Here is a 19,158-nt window from a genome sequence, read left to right as displayed (position 1 = left end):
TTGCTTAATCATGAAGCACTGTCCGTTCCATGGACTTCACGATCCTATCAAACATCCTCTTCTCTCAGCGCTCCTTCCGTGAAAATATAGCTTCCCTCATAGATGACAAATTCCCCCTGCTTTTTCCCGTAATACTCTTTTCCATCCACTTCAAATTTCCCGGTCTGGCGAATTCCGTTTTTATAATAAAACCTGTAATCTCCAAGCTGATAAAATCCCGTATAGTTCTCCAGGCTTCTGTCAAATCCAAACTTGTATACACACACTAAATTCCCAATTTGATCCACATAATCTATTTTGGTTGCCCCATAGTCCATCAGCGTTGAAAAAAAAGCATCTGTATAACGATCCCAGACAAGCAGCTCCGGCTGATAATCCATCATAAAATATACATTGTCATTTTCAAATGTCCTCATGGACAATTCTTCTAATCCAAACTGTTTCAGTTTTTTATAATAAATATCTGAGCGCCAGTTGCTTCCTCCGAAAAACATGGCATTATTGGGTTTCTCTTCCAGATAAATCTCATCTTTATCCCCAGGCGCATAATTCCAGAGCATATGAATATAGATGTTTTCTTTATGCTCCAGTAAATATTCATTGATCTTTTTCGTATAGCTTTTATTCCATTCTGCCTGGGCAATCCGGCCCGGTGAATAGAGCGTTTCTCCGCAGGCCGTCCCTCCGTACAGCAGCGCGGCCAAAAGAATCAACTGTCCCACGCCTTTGCTTTTCGTTTCCATATGCAGCCAGTACTTAAGCAGAAAAAACCATAAAATTACAATTCCCGGTATCATAATTACACTGTAAACCCGGGTGGGAAGCCTGCCCTGTATACACAGGTACACTGTCAGCGCAATCGTCCCGGCAATATGAAAAACCACAAACACTGATTCCGGTTCGCCTATTCTGGTAAAATACATCAGACTTATCACTATAGCCGTATACATTAATATGGTAATTCCCAGAAAAAAACGGCTTCCATATACCTGTTTTGCCCAAACCAGCCAGATTGGTTCTCTGTTCCATAATTCCTTTCCGCGCTCTTTCGTTTTTTCAGCAATTGCCTGCAGGTTTTCTCCTGTCACCCGTTCATCCAGAAAACACCAGTTGCCCACCGACACTGCCAGCTTGCTGTCCCAGCCGATACTGTCGAAAAATTCTGGATCTTCCCCATACTGCAGGCGGGGATAATCCATATACTGAATCCTTCCCCTGTTAAATTCCCGGAATTCGTCTGTCTCTGTCTGACTGGCAACATACTTATCATATTGATGGCATCCCAAAAAAGACGCGCCGAACACAACCAGGTACACAACCAGGGCCGCAGCCATTTTCCGGTTCCAGCCTTCCTCTCTCACACAATAATAAAACACACACAAGCTCAGATAACAGGCCAGAACCATGCCCGTTTCATACCGGATCAGCGAGCCGAACAAACAGGCAAGGCAGGGAATCAGAATATCCCGAATCCTGATTCTGCCTTTGCCGGGCAGCAGAAGAGACGTCAAAAATCCCAGTGTAAAAATAGCCGGAACCACTGTAAAAGCGCTTCTGGACAAATAATAGGGCCAGAGAAAAAAAGAACAAAAAGCAATAGGAAGATAAGTCATAATCCTGCCTGCATCCTCTGTCCGGCACAAAATCAGCCAATTTCTGTACATATAATAAATTCCGGTCAGCATACACAGAATGCTCATTACATACCACCACTGAATCTGCGGAAGCATCCGGTAGAAAAAAGATAAAAGATACCCCAGAATACAGTTGATAAACTGATGGTATGGATAGGGCGTCCCTGTAGTGAAACCGGAAAGCGCATTCTGTATTCCATGATCATCATTTGTCATGTATCCCATTGGCAGTGCAATAGCTGTAAACAAATAAAGCAGCCCTGTCAAACCAAGGGCTATCATCGACTCTTTTCTATTTTTCTTCATATAAATCCTTTCTCAGTACAAACAAAAAGCAAAAAACGGTCATCAGGTTCAGAACCAGATATAACATTGCGGCCCCAACGATTCCGTAAAGCTTCAGAAGATATTTTCCGCCCAAAAAAGAACACAAGCTGATTAAGAGATAAACAAACGCCATCTCCTTCCTTCTCCCTGTCACAGTAAGCATCACTGTCAAAAAAGATGCTATGGCAAATATTGCCCCTCCTAAAAACAACAGCGAGAATTCCATCCTGTATGGATTTAAATTCACATCATACAAAATATTCAGCGCCGGAAGCCCCAGCCATACCCCTGCCGGAATTGCAGCTGCAGCAGCGCAAAGAATAAAAACGCTCTGTCCCGCTATCAGTTTTTTCAACTGTTTTGTTTCTTTTTTCTGCCATAAAAGTCCAATATCTCTTATCATTGGCTGATATACAAACCGGCTCAACAGTACAATACAAAAGGCCGGCATCATAAGGTATCCGAAAATTGCCTGTATCTCTTCTGTCATATACCAGTCAATCATATATTTTGGAATATTTCCAACGTACATCGACACTGTTCCGGCAATTGCCAGAGGAGTGCATTCCTTTAAAATTCTATTTATATTTGCTCTGCGCCACACTGACAAAGAAACGTTTCCCTTTTGAAATTGACTTCCAAACAGAACCACATCCAATGAAACACTGTAACCCACACTGATTTCCAATGCCGTTATTAAATCTCCCGTCATCAGAAGAACCGCACATAGAAGCCCAGTGGAACTAATCAGGCGGATTGCAGCAATTCTGGCGCCTGCAGACAATTTTCCCTGCTGCTGACAATATCCGATACAAACATCTTCCAACGCATCTGTCAGCTTATAAAGGCATATCATAAATACCGCCTGCGTTTTATATGCTCCGTATCCCAGAAATCGCCGGCAAAACATTAAGTATCCAACAACGCCTGCCAACGAGCCGAAAACCGTTATCACTCTTGCAAAAAAATAATCTGACAGCATACTTCCGGCATTTTTATCTGTCACCTGATAGTTCCGCCCTCCATATCTGCCAATCGTTGCCGCTAAATTTGCCAGGGCATATCCTATGGAAAAGATTCCGGCATTTTCTATCCCAAGCTTATATGCAATTGCACTGAGAATCACCGTGGACTGCAGAGCATCTGCCGAAACAGCAACCGTATTCCACCAGATATCTGCTTTCCTGCTGTATATGGCATTCCTTTTCCCTGTTTTCCACCCTTTTTCAAACACTTCTGCTTTCTTTTATCCTCCTTTGTATCCCAGGATACTTGCCAACTGTATCACACATCTGAATCACTCCCGTCCCCTGATCCGGATTCCCCTCAAGCAGCACAGGCCCATCCTTCGTAATTGCAACATCCCATCCTACAATGTTACGATCTGAAAGCCGCTGGGCGCTGCTTACTGCCAGTTCTTTCGCCTCGTTCCAGTAAGGAACCCGGAATCCCTGAAGCTTTTTCCCGCTGTAGGGATTGGCCTTAAAACGGTTAAAATCACCATCAATTCCCGATGAATTTACAATCCCATGGCAAATCTGGACATTTGCGCAGATTCCTCCAGCACAGAGATTATCCACACATCCCTCTGAAATTCCCATTCGAAGCCCGGCTGCAAACACCTCTGCCTTGCCATTGATGCAAAATGTTCCGATACGGAGCGTATTCACCACATTTGGATTAAATTCCTGCAATAGCTTATGCTGTTGGATACACTCCTCCAGAAGGCATCCTGAAAATATAGTCTCATCCGGCTTTTCGCCTTGATAATAATATTTGTGAACTTCTACCCCCCCCCTTCCAAATTTTGGCTTTACTATTACCATTTGATGTTTTTTCAAAAATTGCTCTATTTCATCTGTATCCGCACTGTCTGCGTCCAGCCATTCCCTCCCCAACTCCTTATTAAAAAATTCATTAAATTTCTGCTTATCATTTAAAATGTTTCTCACTCTCTCGCTGTTGTATCTCCTTTGCAGCTTCGCATGTCTGAGATAAGTCAGAAATGTTTTCCTCTCCTGTCTGTTTTTATGATAAAATTCAAACCAAAGATATTCCTCCGGGCTGCATCCATCTGTCACCACGCACCACAAAAATCGAAAATTCAGCAAAATACATTGACCCAAAGAAAATTTCTCACGCAATTTCTTCTGAAACCATATATAATTCGCAAAAAATTCTCTGATCCATTTCACAATTCTCTTTATCATGAATTTCCTTCCTTCATCCGGTTTATAATAAACCGCAGCTTTCCCGTTTTGTCCGCTTCTATTTCCCTTTTCCAGATATAATGATATACCATATGATAATCAGTAATTACCTTTTCCAGTTTCCCTGTGATCTCTTTTTCCAGGCTTTCCTTATTCACTTCTCTCAGCGGATCTGCCACAAGCTCCAGTTCAATCTCATGGTAATTATTCTGTATCACCCGGAAACTGAGAATTTCTTCTATATGTTCTGTCGCCGCATAAAAGGGATGATAATCATACTTCCTTCCATCTTCCAGCACAATCCAGTCGTTCATACGGCCCCGGATATTGGTAAGATACTCTATTCCATTCCTTCTGGTTATTTCTGCCCCGTCTCCAATGTCATAATTAATAATGGGGAATTCATGCAGAAACAAATTCGTAATCAGCATTCTTCCCTGTTCTGCCAACTGATTTTTTTCATCTACAATATTAATTACATGCGTATCATTTGTAATAATATGCTTCCGAATATTCCCTGCTCTTGTAAACGTACATGCCCCTGTTTCCATAGAGCCAAAGGACGTAAACAAGCGATCCCCCAGATATTTTCGAAAAAGCCTGATGGATGGCTCGGTCAATGTTTCGCTGATACTGGCATATGCTCTGGGATGATGCAGCTTTACATTCTGTCGCCTGGCATATTCCACAGTCTGCATTAATTTTGTACGGTGGGCATACAAAAAATCCGGCTTAACGCGATTAATCTCTTCCGCTATCACTTCTCCCTCTGCCAGAAAAGATACTTTATGCCGCCGTAATATTCCCAATTTTTGCCAAAAACTGTCCTTTCCCTTTGCCACGATTGCAGGATCTTTTAACGCCATTGTCTGATCCACCAGAGGATTCACTCCGTTTTCCATGGCAATTCTCAGCCAGTTTGCCGCAAAATAGGCATTTTCTTTTGGGGACGCGCATAATTTCAATGGCGTTCCGGTAGAGCCGCTGGTGGTATACACATGATAATACTGATATTTCTCCGGATTTTTCTTTAATTCTGCTGTAATCCATTCTTTGATTTCGCTTTTGGTCAAAACCGGAAATTTTATTAAATCCTCTCTGCAGTGAAAATCTTCCGGTACAGCCCCAACCGCCTCAAATTTTTTCCGGTAAACGGGTATTTCATAGGCGCGCTTCATAAGCTGTTCTATCTTGCGGTTCTGAATACGGTAAATCTTTTTCTGTTCCAAATCGTGGCTTTTTAATTCCAGAAGATATTTCAAAACAAACAGATTTTCCAGTTTCCTGTCCATGTACGCAGACATGTTCAATGCTCCTCCTCCACTTCAATCTCAATCTTCCCCAATGCTTCCTCCATCTTAGCCCTGGCTTCTTCCAATGTATCCGCCTTGACAACCACATGTCCAATCCGGTGAGGCCCTACCCGAAAAGCCTGCACCTGCTCTCCAGCCTGATAATCAAACTGAATCTCCACAATCTGTTTATCCTCTCTGTCATTTTTGTTCACAATCTTTCGGATACTTCCGGTTTTTTCACTGCGCAGCAGCATCCCCACATTGGGATTCGCCTCCTGGCTGGCAAAATCCACAGGAAGCCCCAGGGCAGCCTGAATGATTTTTTCATAATAGTTATAGCCGTAATAGAGGGAGACCAGTTCTGCCAGGCAGGTGGCTCCCGCCCTTCCGCCGATTTCCAGCACATAGGGCTTTCCGCCGGAGAGAATAAAGTCTGCGTTTAAAGCGCAGTTGTCAAGTCCCATGGCAATCACCGCCTTCTGCAGCTGCTCTTTGGCGTCCTCAATCACCGACTGCTCCAGTTCATAAGGCGCCCAGTGGCCGATGGGCACTCCGGTATCTCCCTGAAACACATAGTCTCCGTGGGGCAGAATAAACTGGATTTTTCCCTGGGATACAAAAGACTGAGCGCCGAATTCCTCTCCTTCCAGGAATTCTTCCACAATAAAATAATCTTTTCTGGTGTTCTCCCTGACCCTTTGGTAAGCCTCTGCAAATTTACTGCTGTTTTCTGCTTTTACAATTCCCCGGCTTCCGGAAGTATCCACCGCCTTGAATATCAATGGAAACTCCAGGCCTGCCAGTTCTTGTTCCAGACATTTTATGATCTGAAAGTCTTTATTTCCTTCTGCCGCTCCATTTTCCTTAGAATCTTCTTCCAGGGAAATCCTGCGGTATCTTGCGGTCCGCACTCCATGTTTCTCGTAATTCTGCTTCATCAGCATCTTATCTGTGGCCACCTTTCCCGCTTTAAAGGACAGGCCCGGCAGCCCAAGGGCATCACAGACTTTTCCAATGGTCACCACTGCCACATCTGTGCCCGTTGTCACTATTCCGTCTATCTTCTCTGCCCTGGCAATTTCCAGAATTTTTTCATAATCTCTGGTATCCTCATAGCAGATTTTATCCCCGAAGGCAAACCCCGGATAATTCCCCGGAACGCTCACCACCAAAGTTTCGATCCCCATGCGTCTGGCCTGTTGGATCAGGGGAACCTGATACACTCCCGCCCCCAATATCATTAATTTTTTCTTCTGTCTGTTCAACGTCCTTCTCCTTTCCTGTTTCGCACAAATGTCTGTCACTGCCTGTGAGCGCCTGGCGCACCACATACTGGGGCTGGCGGTTGTCCGCTAAAAACATCCTCCCCACATATTCTCCAATCAGGCCCATAAACAAAAGCATAATCCCTGAAAAAAAGCAAATTGCAATCATCAGAGAAGTCCATCCCGCCACGCTTGCCTGAAAAATAATTTTCTTTACAAATACCCCGAAGGCCCCGGCAATCCCAATCAGGGAAAAGCAGAGTCCCAGCCAGATTGCCATACGCAGGGGAACCACCGAAAATCCCAGTACATTAGACCAGAGCCTAATCAATGCTTTCAGATTATAATTGGATGTTCCCTCCGCCCGTTCAAAATGCTCTACCGGAACGCAGGTAATCTTCTGGGTTGTCCGAAGAAACAATCCCTGCAAATAGGCGTACGGGTTCTGGTACTGAATCACGTAATCCCGGACAAATTTCCGGATTACCCAAAAGCTGGAAGTCTTTAAATCTCTGGGCTTGCCAATGAGTTTGCGAACGGTCCAGAAATTAACCGCGCTTCCCACGTTCCGATACCAGCTGTGTTTTTTTCTGGGATAATATGCATATACAATGTCCCATCCCTGTTCCATTTCTTCCAGTAATTTGTGAATCTGACTGGGATGGGTCTGCATATCGTCATCCATTGCGATGATATAATCGCCACGGGCATAATTCAGCCCCGCCATTACCGCATTGTGCTGCCCTGCATTTTTGGCAAGATCAATGACGGTTACATTGTCATAAGTCTCCGTCAGTTCTGAAAGGACACGGAAGGTTGCTCCCCCATCCGGCGATGCATCATTTACCAGAATAAATTCCGCTTCCTTCCCCTGCATTTCCCCCATGGTCAGCTCCACTACTTTGGAAATGGTTTTGCTGGATTTATAACAGGGTATTACAATTGAATATTTCATTTTTTCCACTCACTTTTTCTCCATATTCCAATCAAAGCTTCTGCTGTATTCCGCGAATCGTAAATTTTCCACGGCCCAGCCTTCAGAATTACCGATAGAAATTCTTTATTTCGGAAACCACATAGCGGATCTGCTCTTCTTTCAGCCCATCGTACATGGGCAGACGCAGCAGCCGGTCGCTCTCTTTGGTGGTATGTTTATCCTGGCCGTGGAATCTTCCGTATTTCCGCCCTGCTTCGGAAGAATGGAGCGGTACATAATGGAATACGGCAGAAATTCCTTTTTCTTTCAGATGCTTCAGCAGCGCTGTCCGCTCCTTGAGATCTCCGGCTTTGATATAAAACATATGGCCGTTATGAACACAGCCCTCTGGCACAACGGGAAGCTCCACCGTTCCCGCCTCCTTCAAATCCTGCAGCAATTCATAATACAAGTTCCAGTTTTCCATGCGCCTTTGGTTCACCGCGTCCGCTTCTTCCAACTGAGCCCAGAGATACGCGGCGTTCAAATCACTGGGCAGATAGGAGGAGCCTGCTTCTTTCCAGGAATATTTGTCAATTTCTCCCCGGAAAAACTGGCTCCGGTTGGTGCCTTTCTCCCGTATAATCTCTGCAGCCAGAATTTCTTCCTGATGTTTCAGAAGAATTGCGCCTCCTTCTCCCATACTGTAATTTTTCGTCTCATGGAAGCTGTAGCAGCCGTAATCCCCGATGGTTCCCAAAGGTCTGCCATGGTAGGCGCACATCATGGCCTGGGCTGCGTCTTCAATGATTTTTAACCGGTATTTTTCTGCAATCTGACAGATTTTGTCCATCTCGCAGGAAACCCCGGCATAATGTACCACGGCAATTGCTTTTGTCCTGGATGTAACGGCATCTTCAATGAGCGTTTCATCCAGATTCATAGTGTCTTTGCGGATATCCACAAAGACTGCTTCTGCGCCCCGCAGCACAAAAGCGTCCGCCGTTGAAACAAACGTATAGGAGGGCATAATTACCTCATCCCCAGGCCCGATGCCCGACAAAAGCGCCGCCAACTCCAGCGCATGGGTACAGGATGTGGTCAGTAATGCTCCCGCCGCTTTGGTCCGGGCTTTCATCCACTCTGTACATTTTCCGGTATAAAATCCATCTCCGCATATTTTTTGACGGGCCACGGCGTCCTCCATATACCCGAAGGCTTTGGGATGAAAGGGCGGAATATTAAAATGGACTTTCTGTTCCTCCATGATTCGTCACCTTATTCCTCTAATTTATCTTTTTTGCAAATATAATCCTTATAGTATTCCTAAATTTTATGATTGTCAATGATTAATTCATAAATATTTAGAATTAATTCCCCGGATTTAGGATTTTCAAAGGAAAAATTCACAAATATGGATTTCAATGATTTTATGATTTTTTCATTACTTTTCTACTTAATTGGGATAGTATTCATGATTTTCTACTTATTATCTTTAAAATAAGGATTTTCAATATATTTAGGATTTTTTTGTCTATAATATACTTGCCCGGGTCTTTTGAGCGACAGATTTCCTAATTGCGGAAACTCAGGCGAATCTGCTTTTCTTAGAAATGACACACGATTTCATATACGAGGTATTAACATGCAGCTTGGAGATCATTTACGAAATATCAGAGAATCCAGAGATTTAAAACAAACGGATGTAGCCAAAGCCACCCATATCAGCAATAAAATTTTGTCCAATTATGAGCGGAATATCTGCTATCCTACCATTGATAATCTGATTGAGCTGTGCAGGTTTTATCAGATTTCCGCTGATTATCTGCTGATGCTGACTGATAAGAAAACAGAACCGAAAACGGTGGAGCATGATTTTCCCATCAGTTCTGACGAGAAACGGGTCATACAGTATTACCGCAGGCTGAATGAGGAAAACCGGGACTGTATCCGCGGGCTTATGGTGTCTTATTACAAAGAACAGAAATCGGATGCCCAGTCTCTGCCCCATTTGCGGGAAAATGATTTTATTCCGTGATATTTTTGAACATGAAAAAGGGGCTGTCCCATTAAGAAGTAAACATACAAGATTCTGTAAATAGAATTTATACCATATCTTGTAGTTGTATTTCTTAACGCGACAGCCCCGGTTTTAAATTATTTTTCATCCAGATATCCTTTTAATTCTTCCACCAATTGATACACAGTGGTTCCCGGATCGTATTCCGACGGCTTCTTTTTGTCTTTCTCATAGTCTGCCATTCTTCTTTTTGCATGTTTGATTGCTGTATTTACTCCGTCATAAATATCTACCATCTGATAAATATCTTCATAATTCTTCTTATATTTTTGTTCCCCCAACTGATATTTTCGGAAAATTTCACTCAGCTTTTCATTCCATTCTTCCCGGTGAAGGGCCGAATCACTGTAAGAAAAATGCAGGTACAGCCAATATTCGAAAGACTGATTGCTCCAGGCAATTTTATACCCCTTCCTCTGTCCGGCAGCTACCGCCTGATCAAAATCCTCGAAATCGTCTTTATCAAATACCACCCATATATTCTGGTAAAAATTCCTGGCTTCTTTCACAATCCGTTCTGTAATCTCTATCAGCCTGCCGGTTCCGCAGCCTTCTCCGCGGATTACAATTTCCGGCACCTCCACTACCTCAATATTTCCCCCTATTTTTTCTTCTATCAGCTTCTGCAGTCCTTTAAAATACAGCGGCTCCGTCCTCTCTCCTTCTGTCACAATTAGAAAAGAATTCGTTTTCGGATTCCGGTATTCATACTTTCTCTGCTTTCTGGCCAATTTGCGCTTTTTGAAAAGATCATCTGAGCCCATGTGATTCCCCCGTTTTCATCTCAAACTCTTTTAAAAAAGGAATTCCTCCGTATACACCGGCCAGATAATCTTTTTCAAAAGAAGCGTCCGCCCTGATTTTGTAATCTGACAATGCCGACAACGTGGAATAGCCATATTCATCCTTCTGCACAAACCAAATCTGATCTCTCCGGAAAAACTTTTTATCCATCAGAGTTGTATCATGGGTAGTGTAAATCAGCTGTGCAGACGAATTCTGATCATAAAATAAATCAATGACAAATTTTAACAATAAGGGATGCAGTTTTATATTCAGTTCATCCACAAACATGGATTTATTACTTAAAATGGCCTTCCTTGCCACAATAAAAAGTATAATGCTCTTGATTGTCCCCTCTGATTCAGAGAGCAGATTCAACGTATAATCCTTTCCGTCTCTTCCCTTATGCTCCGTGTAAAATTCCATCTTCTGCCCGTTCTCTTCACAGGTAATGTCCTGAATTCCCGTGTCGATTGCATTTAAAAATTCCAGAAGCTCTTGTTTGCGGGCAAAAAGCATCTCAGGAAGCTCCCTTTCCAAAATACTCTGATTTTCCCAGAATCCGCTGGAAACCACTAACGTATCCATAATACCCGCGTACACTTTTCTGAAAATATCGGTTTTTAATTTCAATTTATTAAAAAACGACATTACCAACGTCTCTGCCGGAATCTGTTCTTTATAAAGATCACACTCCTGTCTGACAACCGGCCCGAACACTGCTGCTTCTGTTGTCCGTTCAAAAATAGTGGTCTGCCTGTTGGTTTTCAGGCTTTTTCTGTACAGCCACTCTGACACAATGCATTCCGCATTATATTCAAAACCATAGGTATATTCAAACTCACCCAGAATCTCAACAATTTGAAATTCTGAATTTTCCTCATCCTCTTCAAAGGAAAACGGGAAATAGTATTCATCTATTGCAGTTTCGGCGTCAATGCCCACATTGTTCAGTGACTTGCGGATAATGCTCTGAAAGTAATCCATAGCCAGATGTAAATTCGATTTTCCGCTTGCATTTGCGCCATAAATTGCCGCTACTTTAAGAAACTTTTCTTTCATTCCAATATTAATCAAATTGCATGGATGTTCTTTATAAGCATTAATTGCCGTCATGTCTAAAATGGTTTCTTCTTTAAAAGACAGAACATTTTTTACCATAAACTGTACTAACATATTTCCGCACCCCCTTTTTCTATATAATATACTGATTTTCTGATTATATGTCAATATTTTAGAGAATTTTTCACAATTTATCCTGTTTTATACTGAGATTTTTAGTTCTTCAAACGCGCTCTAATCATGCATCTGTTTATCCAGCCGTTTGATTACCATTGCGGCCAATATGCCAATCACTGTCCCTGCAAGGGTTCCGGACAGAACCAGAACGGGAAAATAGTACAATAATTTCGCATTTTCCACCACAAGAGCCGCCGCCAGGATTTGTCCCAAATTATGAAACACTCCTCCCAGAACACTGACGCCTGTAACAGAAAACAGCTTTATCTTTTGAGCCGCCGCCATTGCCAGAAGGCTTAAAAATCCTCCGGCCAGACTGTACAGCATGGCTGCAGGAGTTCCAAACGTAAAGCTGTTCAGTACAATCCGCGCCAGAGACAGCGTGCAGGCTTCTTTTATTCCCATGGTATACAGAGCAACGATTGTCACCAGATTTGCCAGTCCCAGTTTCACACCGGGAATTCCAAGATTAATGGGAATCAGAAATTCAAGATAAGAAAAGACAAATGCCAATGCTGTAAACATTCCCATATAAGCTGCTTTTTTTGCCATTTTACTCCTCCTGATTCCGCATTATTTACCGGACGCTTCCGTCCACTTCTGCTTCGCCGCCGTTTTCAATTTCCACCACCAGTTTGTTGGGCAGGCAGACCAGGCTTTCTCCCGGATTCTTTACCGGGCGGTGATTGACACATATTTTATCCGGGCAGGAAGCCTCCGTTATATCGGCTGTTCCTGCCCGGATTTCCAGAATGTTATATCCGTCGGATGCTGACTGTATTTTCACAGACGCATCCTGATTCAGAGGATAACTGCCCTGTTTTTCACCGTCCAGATAGACCACTGCTTCCGGATCTTTGCCGCTTTTAGCTGAAAACAGAGAGATTCCTCCAAAGACTGCCAATGCAGCCGCTAACAGAACCACAATTAAAATCACATCATTTTTTTTCATGAAATTCAAATCCGCTGCTGCAGCGGACTCCTCCGTCTTTCATCACCCACAGGGCCTCTGTTTCCGGCAGTGTTTCCACCAATTCCAGGCCGGTTTCTATCTCCATATTAAACAGGGCCGTTGACCATGCGTCTGCCATGCCGGAATTTTCCGTCAGCACTGATACAGAGGGAACATACTCCGGGGGCATGCCCGTCTCCGGATCGATAATATGACAGTACCGCTTCCCGTCCGCCACATAGAAACGCTGATAATCCCCGCTTGTAACAATGGTCTGGTCTGCAAGCTCCACCGTGCCGATATAAGGCTCAGGGCTTTCCAGATCCGGATTTTCAATTCCTACCCGCCAGGGGGTATTGTCTGCCTTGGCGCCCACTGCGCTGACATTTCCTCCTACGCTGATCAGCAGGTGATCCATTCCCAGTTCTCTGGCATATTCTGAGATTTTCTGCACGGCATAGCCTTTACCAATGCTTCCCACGTCCAAAGACATTTCGCCATCCTCCAGAAAGACTGTCCCATCTCTTATCACCACCTTGGAAATATCCGTATGGGCTGCCTTTTCCTGGATCAGAGCTTTGGGCGGCACTTTCGCATGTTCCGGATCAGCCGTTCCCTGTTCCCGGTATTCATGCCAGAGAGACAATACGCTTCCGTAGGCAATGTTAACTGCTCCATTTGTTTTCCGGTGCATCTCTATTCCCAGTTTCAGCAATTCTATAATGTCCTGATCCACTGAAAGCGGCGATTTGCCGGCAGCGTCATTGATGCTCTTCAGATTATTCATTCCTTCGTAAGTATGATAAATGTCAAAAAGCTGATGGTAATGCATCAGCTTTTCCTGCAGCAGCTTTGTCTGCTCCTCAAACTCTTCCTGGCTTTTTGCATATCCGGTAATCGTTGTTATAGTATCAAAGCTGTCGAAAAATCTTACTTCGTAACGGGTTGGCTGAGTGTTGTTTTGCTGCAGAGCGGCAGCTCCCATCAGGAGTATGACTGCCAGAAGGAGAATTACTGCGTGATGTTTTCTTTTCATAATATTCTACTGTTTTATATTTTGGTGACGGACGGAAATTCCAGATTGGACTTCCTCACATTTGCATGTTTATATTTTGGTGACGGACGGAAATTCCGGATTGGACTTCCCCACGCAAACCGGGCATCGTTGCGGCGAACTAACCGCTAACGGAGATTAAGAAAGTCAGGAAAGCCTTCCTTTCTAAATCTCCGTAACCGGTGGATTTCGCCTGCACGAAAAACGCCCGTGAACTGTTTACTTAGAGGAAGTCCAATCCGGAATTTCCTGGGTATCAAAATATACCGTTTCCGAAACCCTACTCTTCTGTATCTTTGCTGTCTCCGGTTTCTTCTCCGCTGTCCTTAGCAGGATCGCTGTCTCCGGTTTCTCCGCCGTCCTCTGCAGAGTCACTGTCTTGGGCTTCTTCTCCGCTGTCCTCGGCAGGATCGCTGTCTCCGGTCTCTTCTCCGCTGTCTTCGGCAGGATCACTGTCTTCGGCTTCTTCTCCGTTGTCCTCGGCCTCTGCCTGTTTAATGGTAAACAGATCGTCAAATTTTACTTTGGCCCATTCTTTTTCATTTACTTCATATTTGACGCCTTCTTTATAGCCGTCGCACACTTCTTTGTAATGGTCGCTCTGGCGTTTTTCCACAATTTCTGTTTTCTTCTTTTCGGTGGCTTCTTTATCGAAGGTACTGTCCATACGGGCTACGAAAAAGGCTTCTTCGCCTACAAGAACCGGGCTGATTTCTCCTTCTTTCAGCTTATCTGCTCCTTCGGTCAGGGCTTTATCCAGGGTTTCATCGTCTTTGCCGTAAGATCCTTCGGAAACGGTATAGCCTGCCGTCTCTGCCGCAGCCTTAAAATCATCTTTGGCGGAGGCTGCAAATGCTTCCACTTCTTTTTTCAGATTTTCTTTCTCTTCTTCGGTATACTCCTTGGTTTTCCCTTCATCGTCCGTGGTGGATTTGCTGTTTACCTTCACATAGCTGATGGTCTTTTGGGCTGCTTCCTCATCGGAAACCTCTGTATCCGTTTCCGCTTCAATGGCTGCCTGCATTTTGGCCTGAATGGTATTCAGCCGAAGCATTTCTTTTACATATTCCTGGGTTGCGCCCATCTGGCTGATGGCTTCTTTGGTGTTATCCTCTATAAATTTTGCGGCTGCCTTATCCATTTCTGCAATCTCTTCTTCTGTGATTTCCACATTGTAATCTCCCATATGGTCCTCTAAGAGATACAAAATCTCGATATTTTCCGCCACATTTTTTTTGACAGAGGTGACCATATCCGTGCCCTCTCCGAACAAATCCTGAGACCAGAAGCCAGTTCCGAACATGCCGGTAAACTGTCCGTCATAGATGGCCTGCTGATACCGCGCCATAAAATTCATAAATCCAAGGGAAATTTCTTCCCCCTCTAAGGTTGCTCCTGTTTTCTTCCCATCTATGGAACCGCCGCATCCGGTCAGAACAGATACGCCCATTGCTGCTGCAAGCAATAAGGGAACTAATCGTTTTGCTTTCATATTATCCTCCTGTGTATTCTCCTTTTTCAGACATACTGTTGATATTATAATTCTTTTTTTCTCCGGTATCAACTATTTTCACAAGATTTTCAAGTTTCCTCCCCAGACTGTCATCATTCATTGTCCGGGGGTTTTCTCCACCAGCAGCTCCAGGGTATCTTTTAAAACCCGTTCTGTGATTTCCAGTGCGCCGACATTTTTCTGCCTGGTGCTGTGGGCCTTCTGATACTCAAAGCAGGGCGCTTTTGCGTCCCTGATAAACTTAAGGGCGCCCTGATAGTTCTCTGTGATCCTGGCAATGTTTGCCGGATGGATCTTGGCCTGATAATAAAAGGTAAACCGAATCTTATCTGCCAGTTCCTTGATTTCCGTATAATAGCACTGATGGGCTCTGGCCTTTAACAGCGCAATCTCCAACAGATTTTCCACGGATTTGGGGGGCTCTCCGAAACGGTCAATCAGCTCCTCTAACATCTCTTCTTTTTCTTCCTGGTTCTCAATCACTGCAATCCGCTTGTAAATGTCCAGCTTCTGGAATTCATTGGGGATGTAGGAGGGAGGAATAAACGCGTTGACATCCAGCTCCATAGTGGTGTCAAACTGCTCCGGAGGCGCTTCTCCTTTCAGGGATTTCACGGCCTCATTCAGCATCTTGCAGTACAAGTCATAGCCTACCGCCTCCATATGGCCGTGCTGCTGCGCGCCCAGCAGATTTCCGGCTCCCCGGATTTCCAGATCCCGCATGGCAATCTTAAATCCGCTGCCCAGCTCCGTAAATTCCCGGATGGCGGACAGCCGTTTTTCCGCCACCTCTTTGAGCATTTTATTCTGCCGGTACATCAGAAATGCGTAAGCGGTGCGGTTGGATCTTCCCACCCTTCCTCTGAGCTGATACAGCTGGGAAAGGCCCATGTTGTCCGCATCCTGGATAATCATAGTGTTGACATTGGAGATATCCAGGCCCGTTTCAATAATGGTGGTGGATACCAGAACGTCAATTTCTCCATTGATAAACTGATACATAATATTTTCCAGCTCCCGCTCCCGCATCTGCCCGTGGGCAAAGGCGACGTTGGCCTCCGGCACAAATTCCGCAATTCTGGAAGCCACTTCCGCAATCTGATTGACCCGGTTAAATACGTAATAGACCTGCCCCTCCCTGGCCAGTTCCCGGTGAATGGCTTCCCGGACAATTTCTTCGTTGTATTCCATCACATACGTCTGAATGGGCATCCGGTCCATGGGCGGCTCTTCCAACACGCTCATATCCCGAATTCCAATCAGGCTCATATGAAGGGTTCTGGGAATCGGAGTGGCTGTCAGCGTCAACACATCCACATTTTTCTTCATCTGCTTGATTTTTTCCTTATGCGCCACCCCAAACCGCTGTTCCTCATCTATAATCAAAAGTCCCAGATCCTTAAATTCCACGTCCTTGGACAGTACCCGGTGGGTGCCGATGACAATATCCACGATCCCCCGTTTTAAATCCTCCACGGTCTTTTTTACCTGTCCGGGGGTGCAGAACCGGCACATTAAATCCACCCTTACCGGAAAATCTTTCATCCGCTGGACAAAATTATTATAATGCTGCTGGGCCAAAATAGTGGTCGGCACCAGATAAACCACCTGTTTGCTGTCCTGAACAGCCTTAAAAGCCGCCCGGATGGCAATTTCCGTCTTGCCGTATCCCACATCCCCGCAAATCAGCCGGTCCATAATTTTCCTGCTCTCCATATCCCGCTTGGTGGCTTCAATGGCAAGTTCCTGATCTTCTGTTTCTTCAAAGGGAAACAGCTCTTCAAATTCCTTCTGCCACACCGTATCTTCTCCGTAGGAAAAGCCTGCCGTCCGCTGTCTTTCTGCATAAAGCTCCACCAGTTCTCTGGCGATCTCTTTGACGGCTCCTTTCACCCGGTTTCTGGTTTTCTTCCATTCCGGCCCGTCCAGCCGGTTGATTTTGGGCTTTTTCGCATCCGCTCCGGCATATTTCTGAATGGCTTCCAGCTGAGTGGCAAGCACATAGAGGGTGCTGCCCTTATCGTATTCAATTTTCACATAATCTTTGGCTGTTTTCTGAATCTCAACCTTTTCAATGCCCCGGTAAATCCCCACGCCGTAACGCTCATGAACCACATAATCTCCGATGCTCAGATCTGTAAAGCTCTGGATCTTTTCTCCCTCATAGATTCTGCGCTTTTTCTTCCGCTTCTGCTGGCCGCCGAAAATGTCGCTTTCTGAGATTACCACAAATTTAATATCCGGATATTCAAACCCCTTATTCAGTTTGCCGTAAGCGGCCATCACCTCGCCCGGCTGCACCGGATGATCATAATCCTCACTGTAAAAACAGTTCAGTCCCTCCTGCTGCAAATCCTCCGCCAGATGGACAGCGCGGGTTTTCGAACCGGATAACAGAATCACCTGGTATTTATTTTTCCGGTACTGCTGCAAATCTTTAATTAAAAGCTCAAAGCTGCGGTTATAGGAATTCACCGGCCTTGCGGAAACGTTATAGCGATGTTTGATTTCCAGTTCGCTGAATTTCATGTCAAGCGTGGTCAAAGCCACACCCTTCTGACGCTGAATTTTACCAAAAATCTCTTTCCCGGTACAGAGGGCCTGCATCTGGCCCGGCAGAAGATATCCTTTTTCCAGGCGGTGGGCCATGCTTTCAGAAAATTCCTGCTCCACCACCCTGCCTTTTTCCGCCAGGCGGGCCGGCTCATCCAGAAACAGAAGGGTCTGCCCCGGATCAAAGTAATCCAGAAATGAAACAGCCGTCTCTATAAAATACATCAGATAGCTTTCCAGATTTGTACTGTGCTCCAGCTCTGTAAGCTCTTCCTCCAAAGCCTTTACCATTGTTTTCAGGCGGTGGGCCTCTTCTGTTTTCATCTCTTTCCGGAAGGTTTCGTACAGCTCTTTTTCTTCTTTTTTCAAAGCTGCAAGACCCCGCTCTAACATTTCCGGAAGCAGCACCAGTTCACTGGCAGGATAAATCCGCACCTGCTCCAGATTTTCAATGGAACGCTGACTCTCCACGTCAAAGCTGCGCATGGAATCAATCTCGTCGCCCCACAGTTCAATCCGGTAAGGATTGTCCTCCGTCAGCGGAAAAATATCCAGAATTCCGCCCCGGACGGCAAACTGCCCGGCAATCTCCACCTGATAATTCCGCTCATATCCCATCTGCACCAGACGTTTCCGAACCTGCTCCAAATCCAGAACATCCCCCAGGGCATATTCCAGAATGGACTCCCGGATATGGGAAAGGGGCACAATCCGGTCCATCAATGCGTCAAAGGTGGTAATTACCGTGACCCGCTCCTGTTCCAGAATCGACTTCACGGCCGTCAGCCGTTCTCCTGTCAGCAGATTTCCCCGGATGTCCGACTGATAAAACAGAATATCCCGGGCCGGGTAATAGACTGCCTGGCGGTCAAAAAAACGGTAGCTTTCATACAATTCTCTGGCTTTTTGCTCCTGAAAGGTCACAATCAGGCAGTTTCTTTCCGTTCCTGCAAGACTATAGATGAAATGAGGCTTCTGGGTATCAATACACCCGGAAACCTGCACCACTTCCTTTCCATTCTTTAATTGTGCCTTTAAGTCCGAATATTCTTTCAGTCCGGATAAAGGCTCTGTAAAGCTCTTCATAGTTTCCTCCATTACTGAGATAAATTTATCACATGATAACGCTGCTGAAAATAACCTATGGGTTGGATACGAACGGAAATACAGGATTGCCCTTTGGCACACAAACCGGGCTGCGTTCCGGCGAACTAACTGCTAACTTCGCCTAAGAAAGTCAGGAATGCCTTCCTTCCTAAGTCTCCGTAAGCAGTGGATTTCACCTACACGAAAAACGCCCATGAATCGTTTGCTTAGCCAAAGGGCAATCCTGTATT

15 protein-coding genes are annotated in these 19,158 nt (G+C 45.0%); 1 reads left to right on the top strand and 14 read right to left on the bottom strand.

The annotated features are described in order from the left end of the window. Positions 1-47: 47 nt before the first annotated feature. The 7 genes from ACTO17_RS01380 to rffA form a co-directional block, all read right to left on the bottom strand. Entirely contained in the window at positions 48-1,940 is a 1,893-nt protein-coding gene (locus ACTO17_RS01380) for a hypothetical protein (protein ID WP_482556609.1), read from the bottom strand. Beyond that, on the bottom strand, positions 1,927-3,195 hold the full coding sequence (locus ACTO17_RS01375; RefSeq protein WP_482556608.1) for a lipopolysaccharide biosynthesis protein: 1,269 nt from the start codon (positions 3,193-3,195) through the stop codon (positions 1,927-1,929). Before ACTO17_RS01375 ends, ACTO17_RS01380 begins: the two co-directional genes overlap by 14 nt. Continuing rightward, complete coding sequence (locus tag ACTO17_RS01370) at positions 3,188-4,171, bottom strand: sugar-transfer associated ATP-grasp domain-containing protein (protein ID WP_482556607.1); 984 nt, start codon at positions 4,169-4,171, stop codon at positions 3,188-3,190. The genes ACTO17_RS01375 and ACTO17_RS01370 overlap by 8 nt, the downstream gene beginning before the upstream one ends. Further along, complete coding sequence (locus ACTO17_RS01365; RefSeq protein WP_482556606.1) at positions 4,168-5,475, bottom strand: phenylacetate--CoA ligase family protein; 1,308 nt, start codon at positions 5,473-5,475, stop codon at positions 4,168-4,170. Before ACTO17_RS01365 ends, ACTO17_RS01370 begins: the two co-directional genes overlap by 4 nt. A gap of 2 nt (positions 5,476-5,477) precedes the next feature. Then, positions 5,478-6,653, bottom strand: a complete 1,176-nt coding sequence (locus tag ACTO17_RS01360) for an ATP-grasp domain-containing protein (protein WP_482556663.1) — start codon at positions 6,651-6,653, stop codon at positions 5,478-5,480. After that, positions 6,589-7,686, bottom strand: a complete 1,098-nt coding sequence (locus ACTO17_RS01355) for a glycosyltransferase family 2 protein (RefSeq protein ID WP_482556662.1) — start codon at positions 7,684-7,686, stop codon at positions 6,589-6,591. Before ACTO17_RS01355 ends, ACTO17_RS01360 begins: the two co-directional genes overlap by 65 nt. Before the next feature lie 88 nt (positions 7,687-7,774). Then, positions 7,775-8,914 carry a dTDP-4-amino-4,6-dideoxygalactose transaminase gene (gene rffA / locus ACTO17_RS01350; RefSeq protein WP_482556605.1) on the bottom strand — a complete coding sequence of 380 codons (1,140 nt, stop codon included), beginning with the start codon at positions 8,912-8,914 and terminating at the stop codon, positions 7,775-7,777. 378 nt (positions 8,915-9,292) lie between these two features. Here rffA and ACTO17_RS01345 point away from each other — a divergent pair, with 378 nt between their 5' ends. After that, the gene (locus ACTO17_RS01345) at positions 9,293-9,685 is read left to right on the top strand and encodes a helix-turn-helix domain-containing protein (protein ID WP_172539240.1); all 393 of its coding nucleotides are present in this window, start codon (positions 9,293-9,295) and stop codon (positions 9,683-9,685) included. Positions 9,686-9,804: 119 nt separating this feature from the next. Here ACTO17_RS01345 and ACTO17_RS01340 read toward each other — a convergent pair whose 3' ends face one another. From ACTO17_RS01340 to mfd, 7 genes are all read right to left on the bottom strand, one after another. Next, complete coding sequence (locus tag ACTO17_RS01340) at positions 9,805-10,491, bottom strand: RloB family protein (RefSeq protein WP_172539241.1); 687 nt, start codon at positions 10,489-10,491, stop codon at positions 9,805-9,807. Continuing rightward, a complete protein-coding gene (locus ACTO17_RS01335) occupies positions 10,478-11,686 on the bottom strand; it encodes an AAA family ATPase (RefSeq protein WP_482556604.1) in 1,209 nt (402 codons plus the stop codon). Before ACTO17_RS01335 ends, ACTO17_RS01340 begins: the two co-directional genes overlap by 14 nt. Before the next feature lie 120 nt (positions 11,687-11,806). Then, positions 11,807-12,301: a Gx transporter family protein gene (locus ACTO17_RS01330; protein ID WP_482556603.1), complete on the bottom strand. Its 495-nt coding sequence runs from the start codon at positions 12,299-12,301 to the stop codon at positions 11,807-11,809. 25 nt (positions 12,302-12,326) lie between these two features. Then, entirely contained in the window at positions 12,327-12,701 is a 375-nt protein-coding gene (locus ACTO17_RS01325; RefSeq protein ID WP_482556602.1) for a NusG domain II-containing protein, read from the bottom strand. Beyond that, positions 12,688-13,737 carry an FAD:protein FMN transferase gene (locus ACTO17_RS01320; protein ID WP_482556601.1) on the bottom strand — a complete coding sequence of 350 codons (1,050 nt, stop codon included), beginning with the start codon at positions 13,735-13,737 and terminating at the stop codon, positions 12,688-12,690. Before ACTO17_RS01320 ends, ACTO17_RS01325 begins: the two co-directional genes overlap by 14 nt. 298 nt (positions 13,738-14,035) lie before the next feature. Continuing rightward, the gene (locus ACTO17_RS01315) at positions 14,036-15,247 is read right to left on the bottom strand and encodes a peptidyl-prolyl cis-trans isomerase (protein ID WP_482556600.1); all 1,212 of its coding nucleotides are present in this window, start codon (positions 15,245-15,247) and stop codon (positions 14,036-14,038) included. A 117-nt stretch (positions 15,248-15,364) separates the two neighbouring features. Next, entirely contained in the window at positions 15,365-18,907 is a 3,543-nt protein-coding gene (gene mfd, locus ACTO17_RS01310) for a transcription-repair coupling factor (RefSeq protein ID WP_482556599.1), read from the bottom strand. Between the last annotated feature and the right edge of the window lie 251 nt (positions 18,908-19,158).

Source organism: Petralouisia sp. (assembly GCF_056822245.1).
This window is presented reverse-complemented; position numbering and strand designations above follow the sequence as displayed.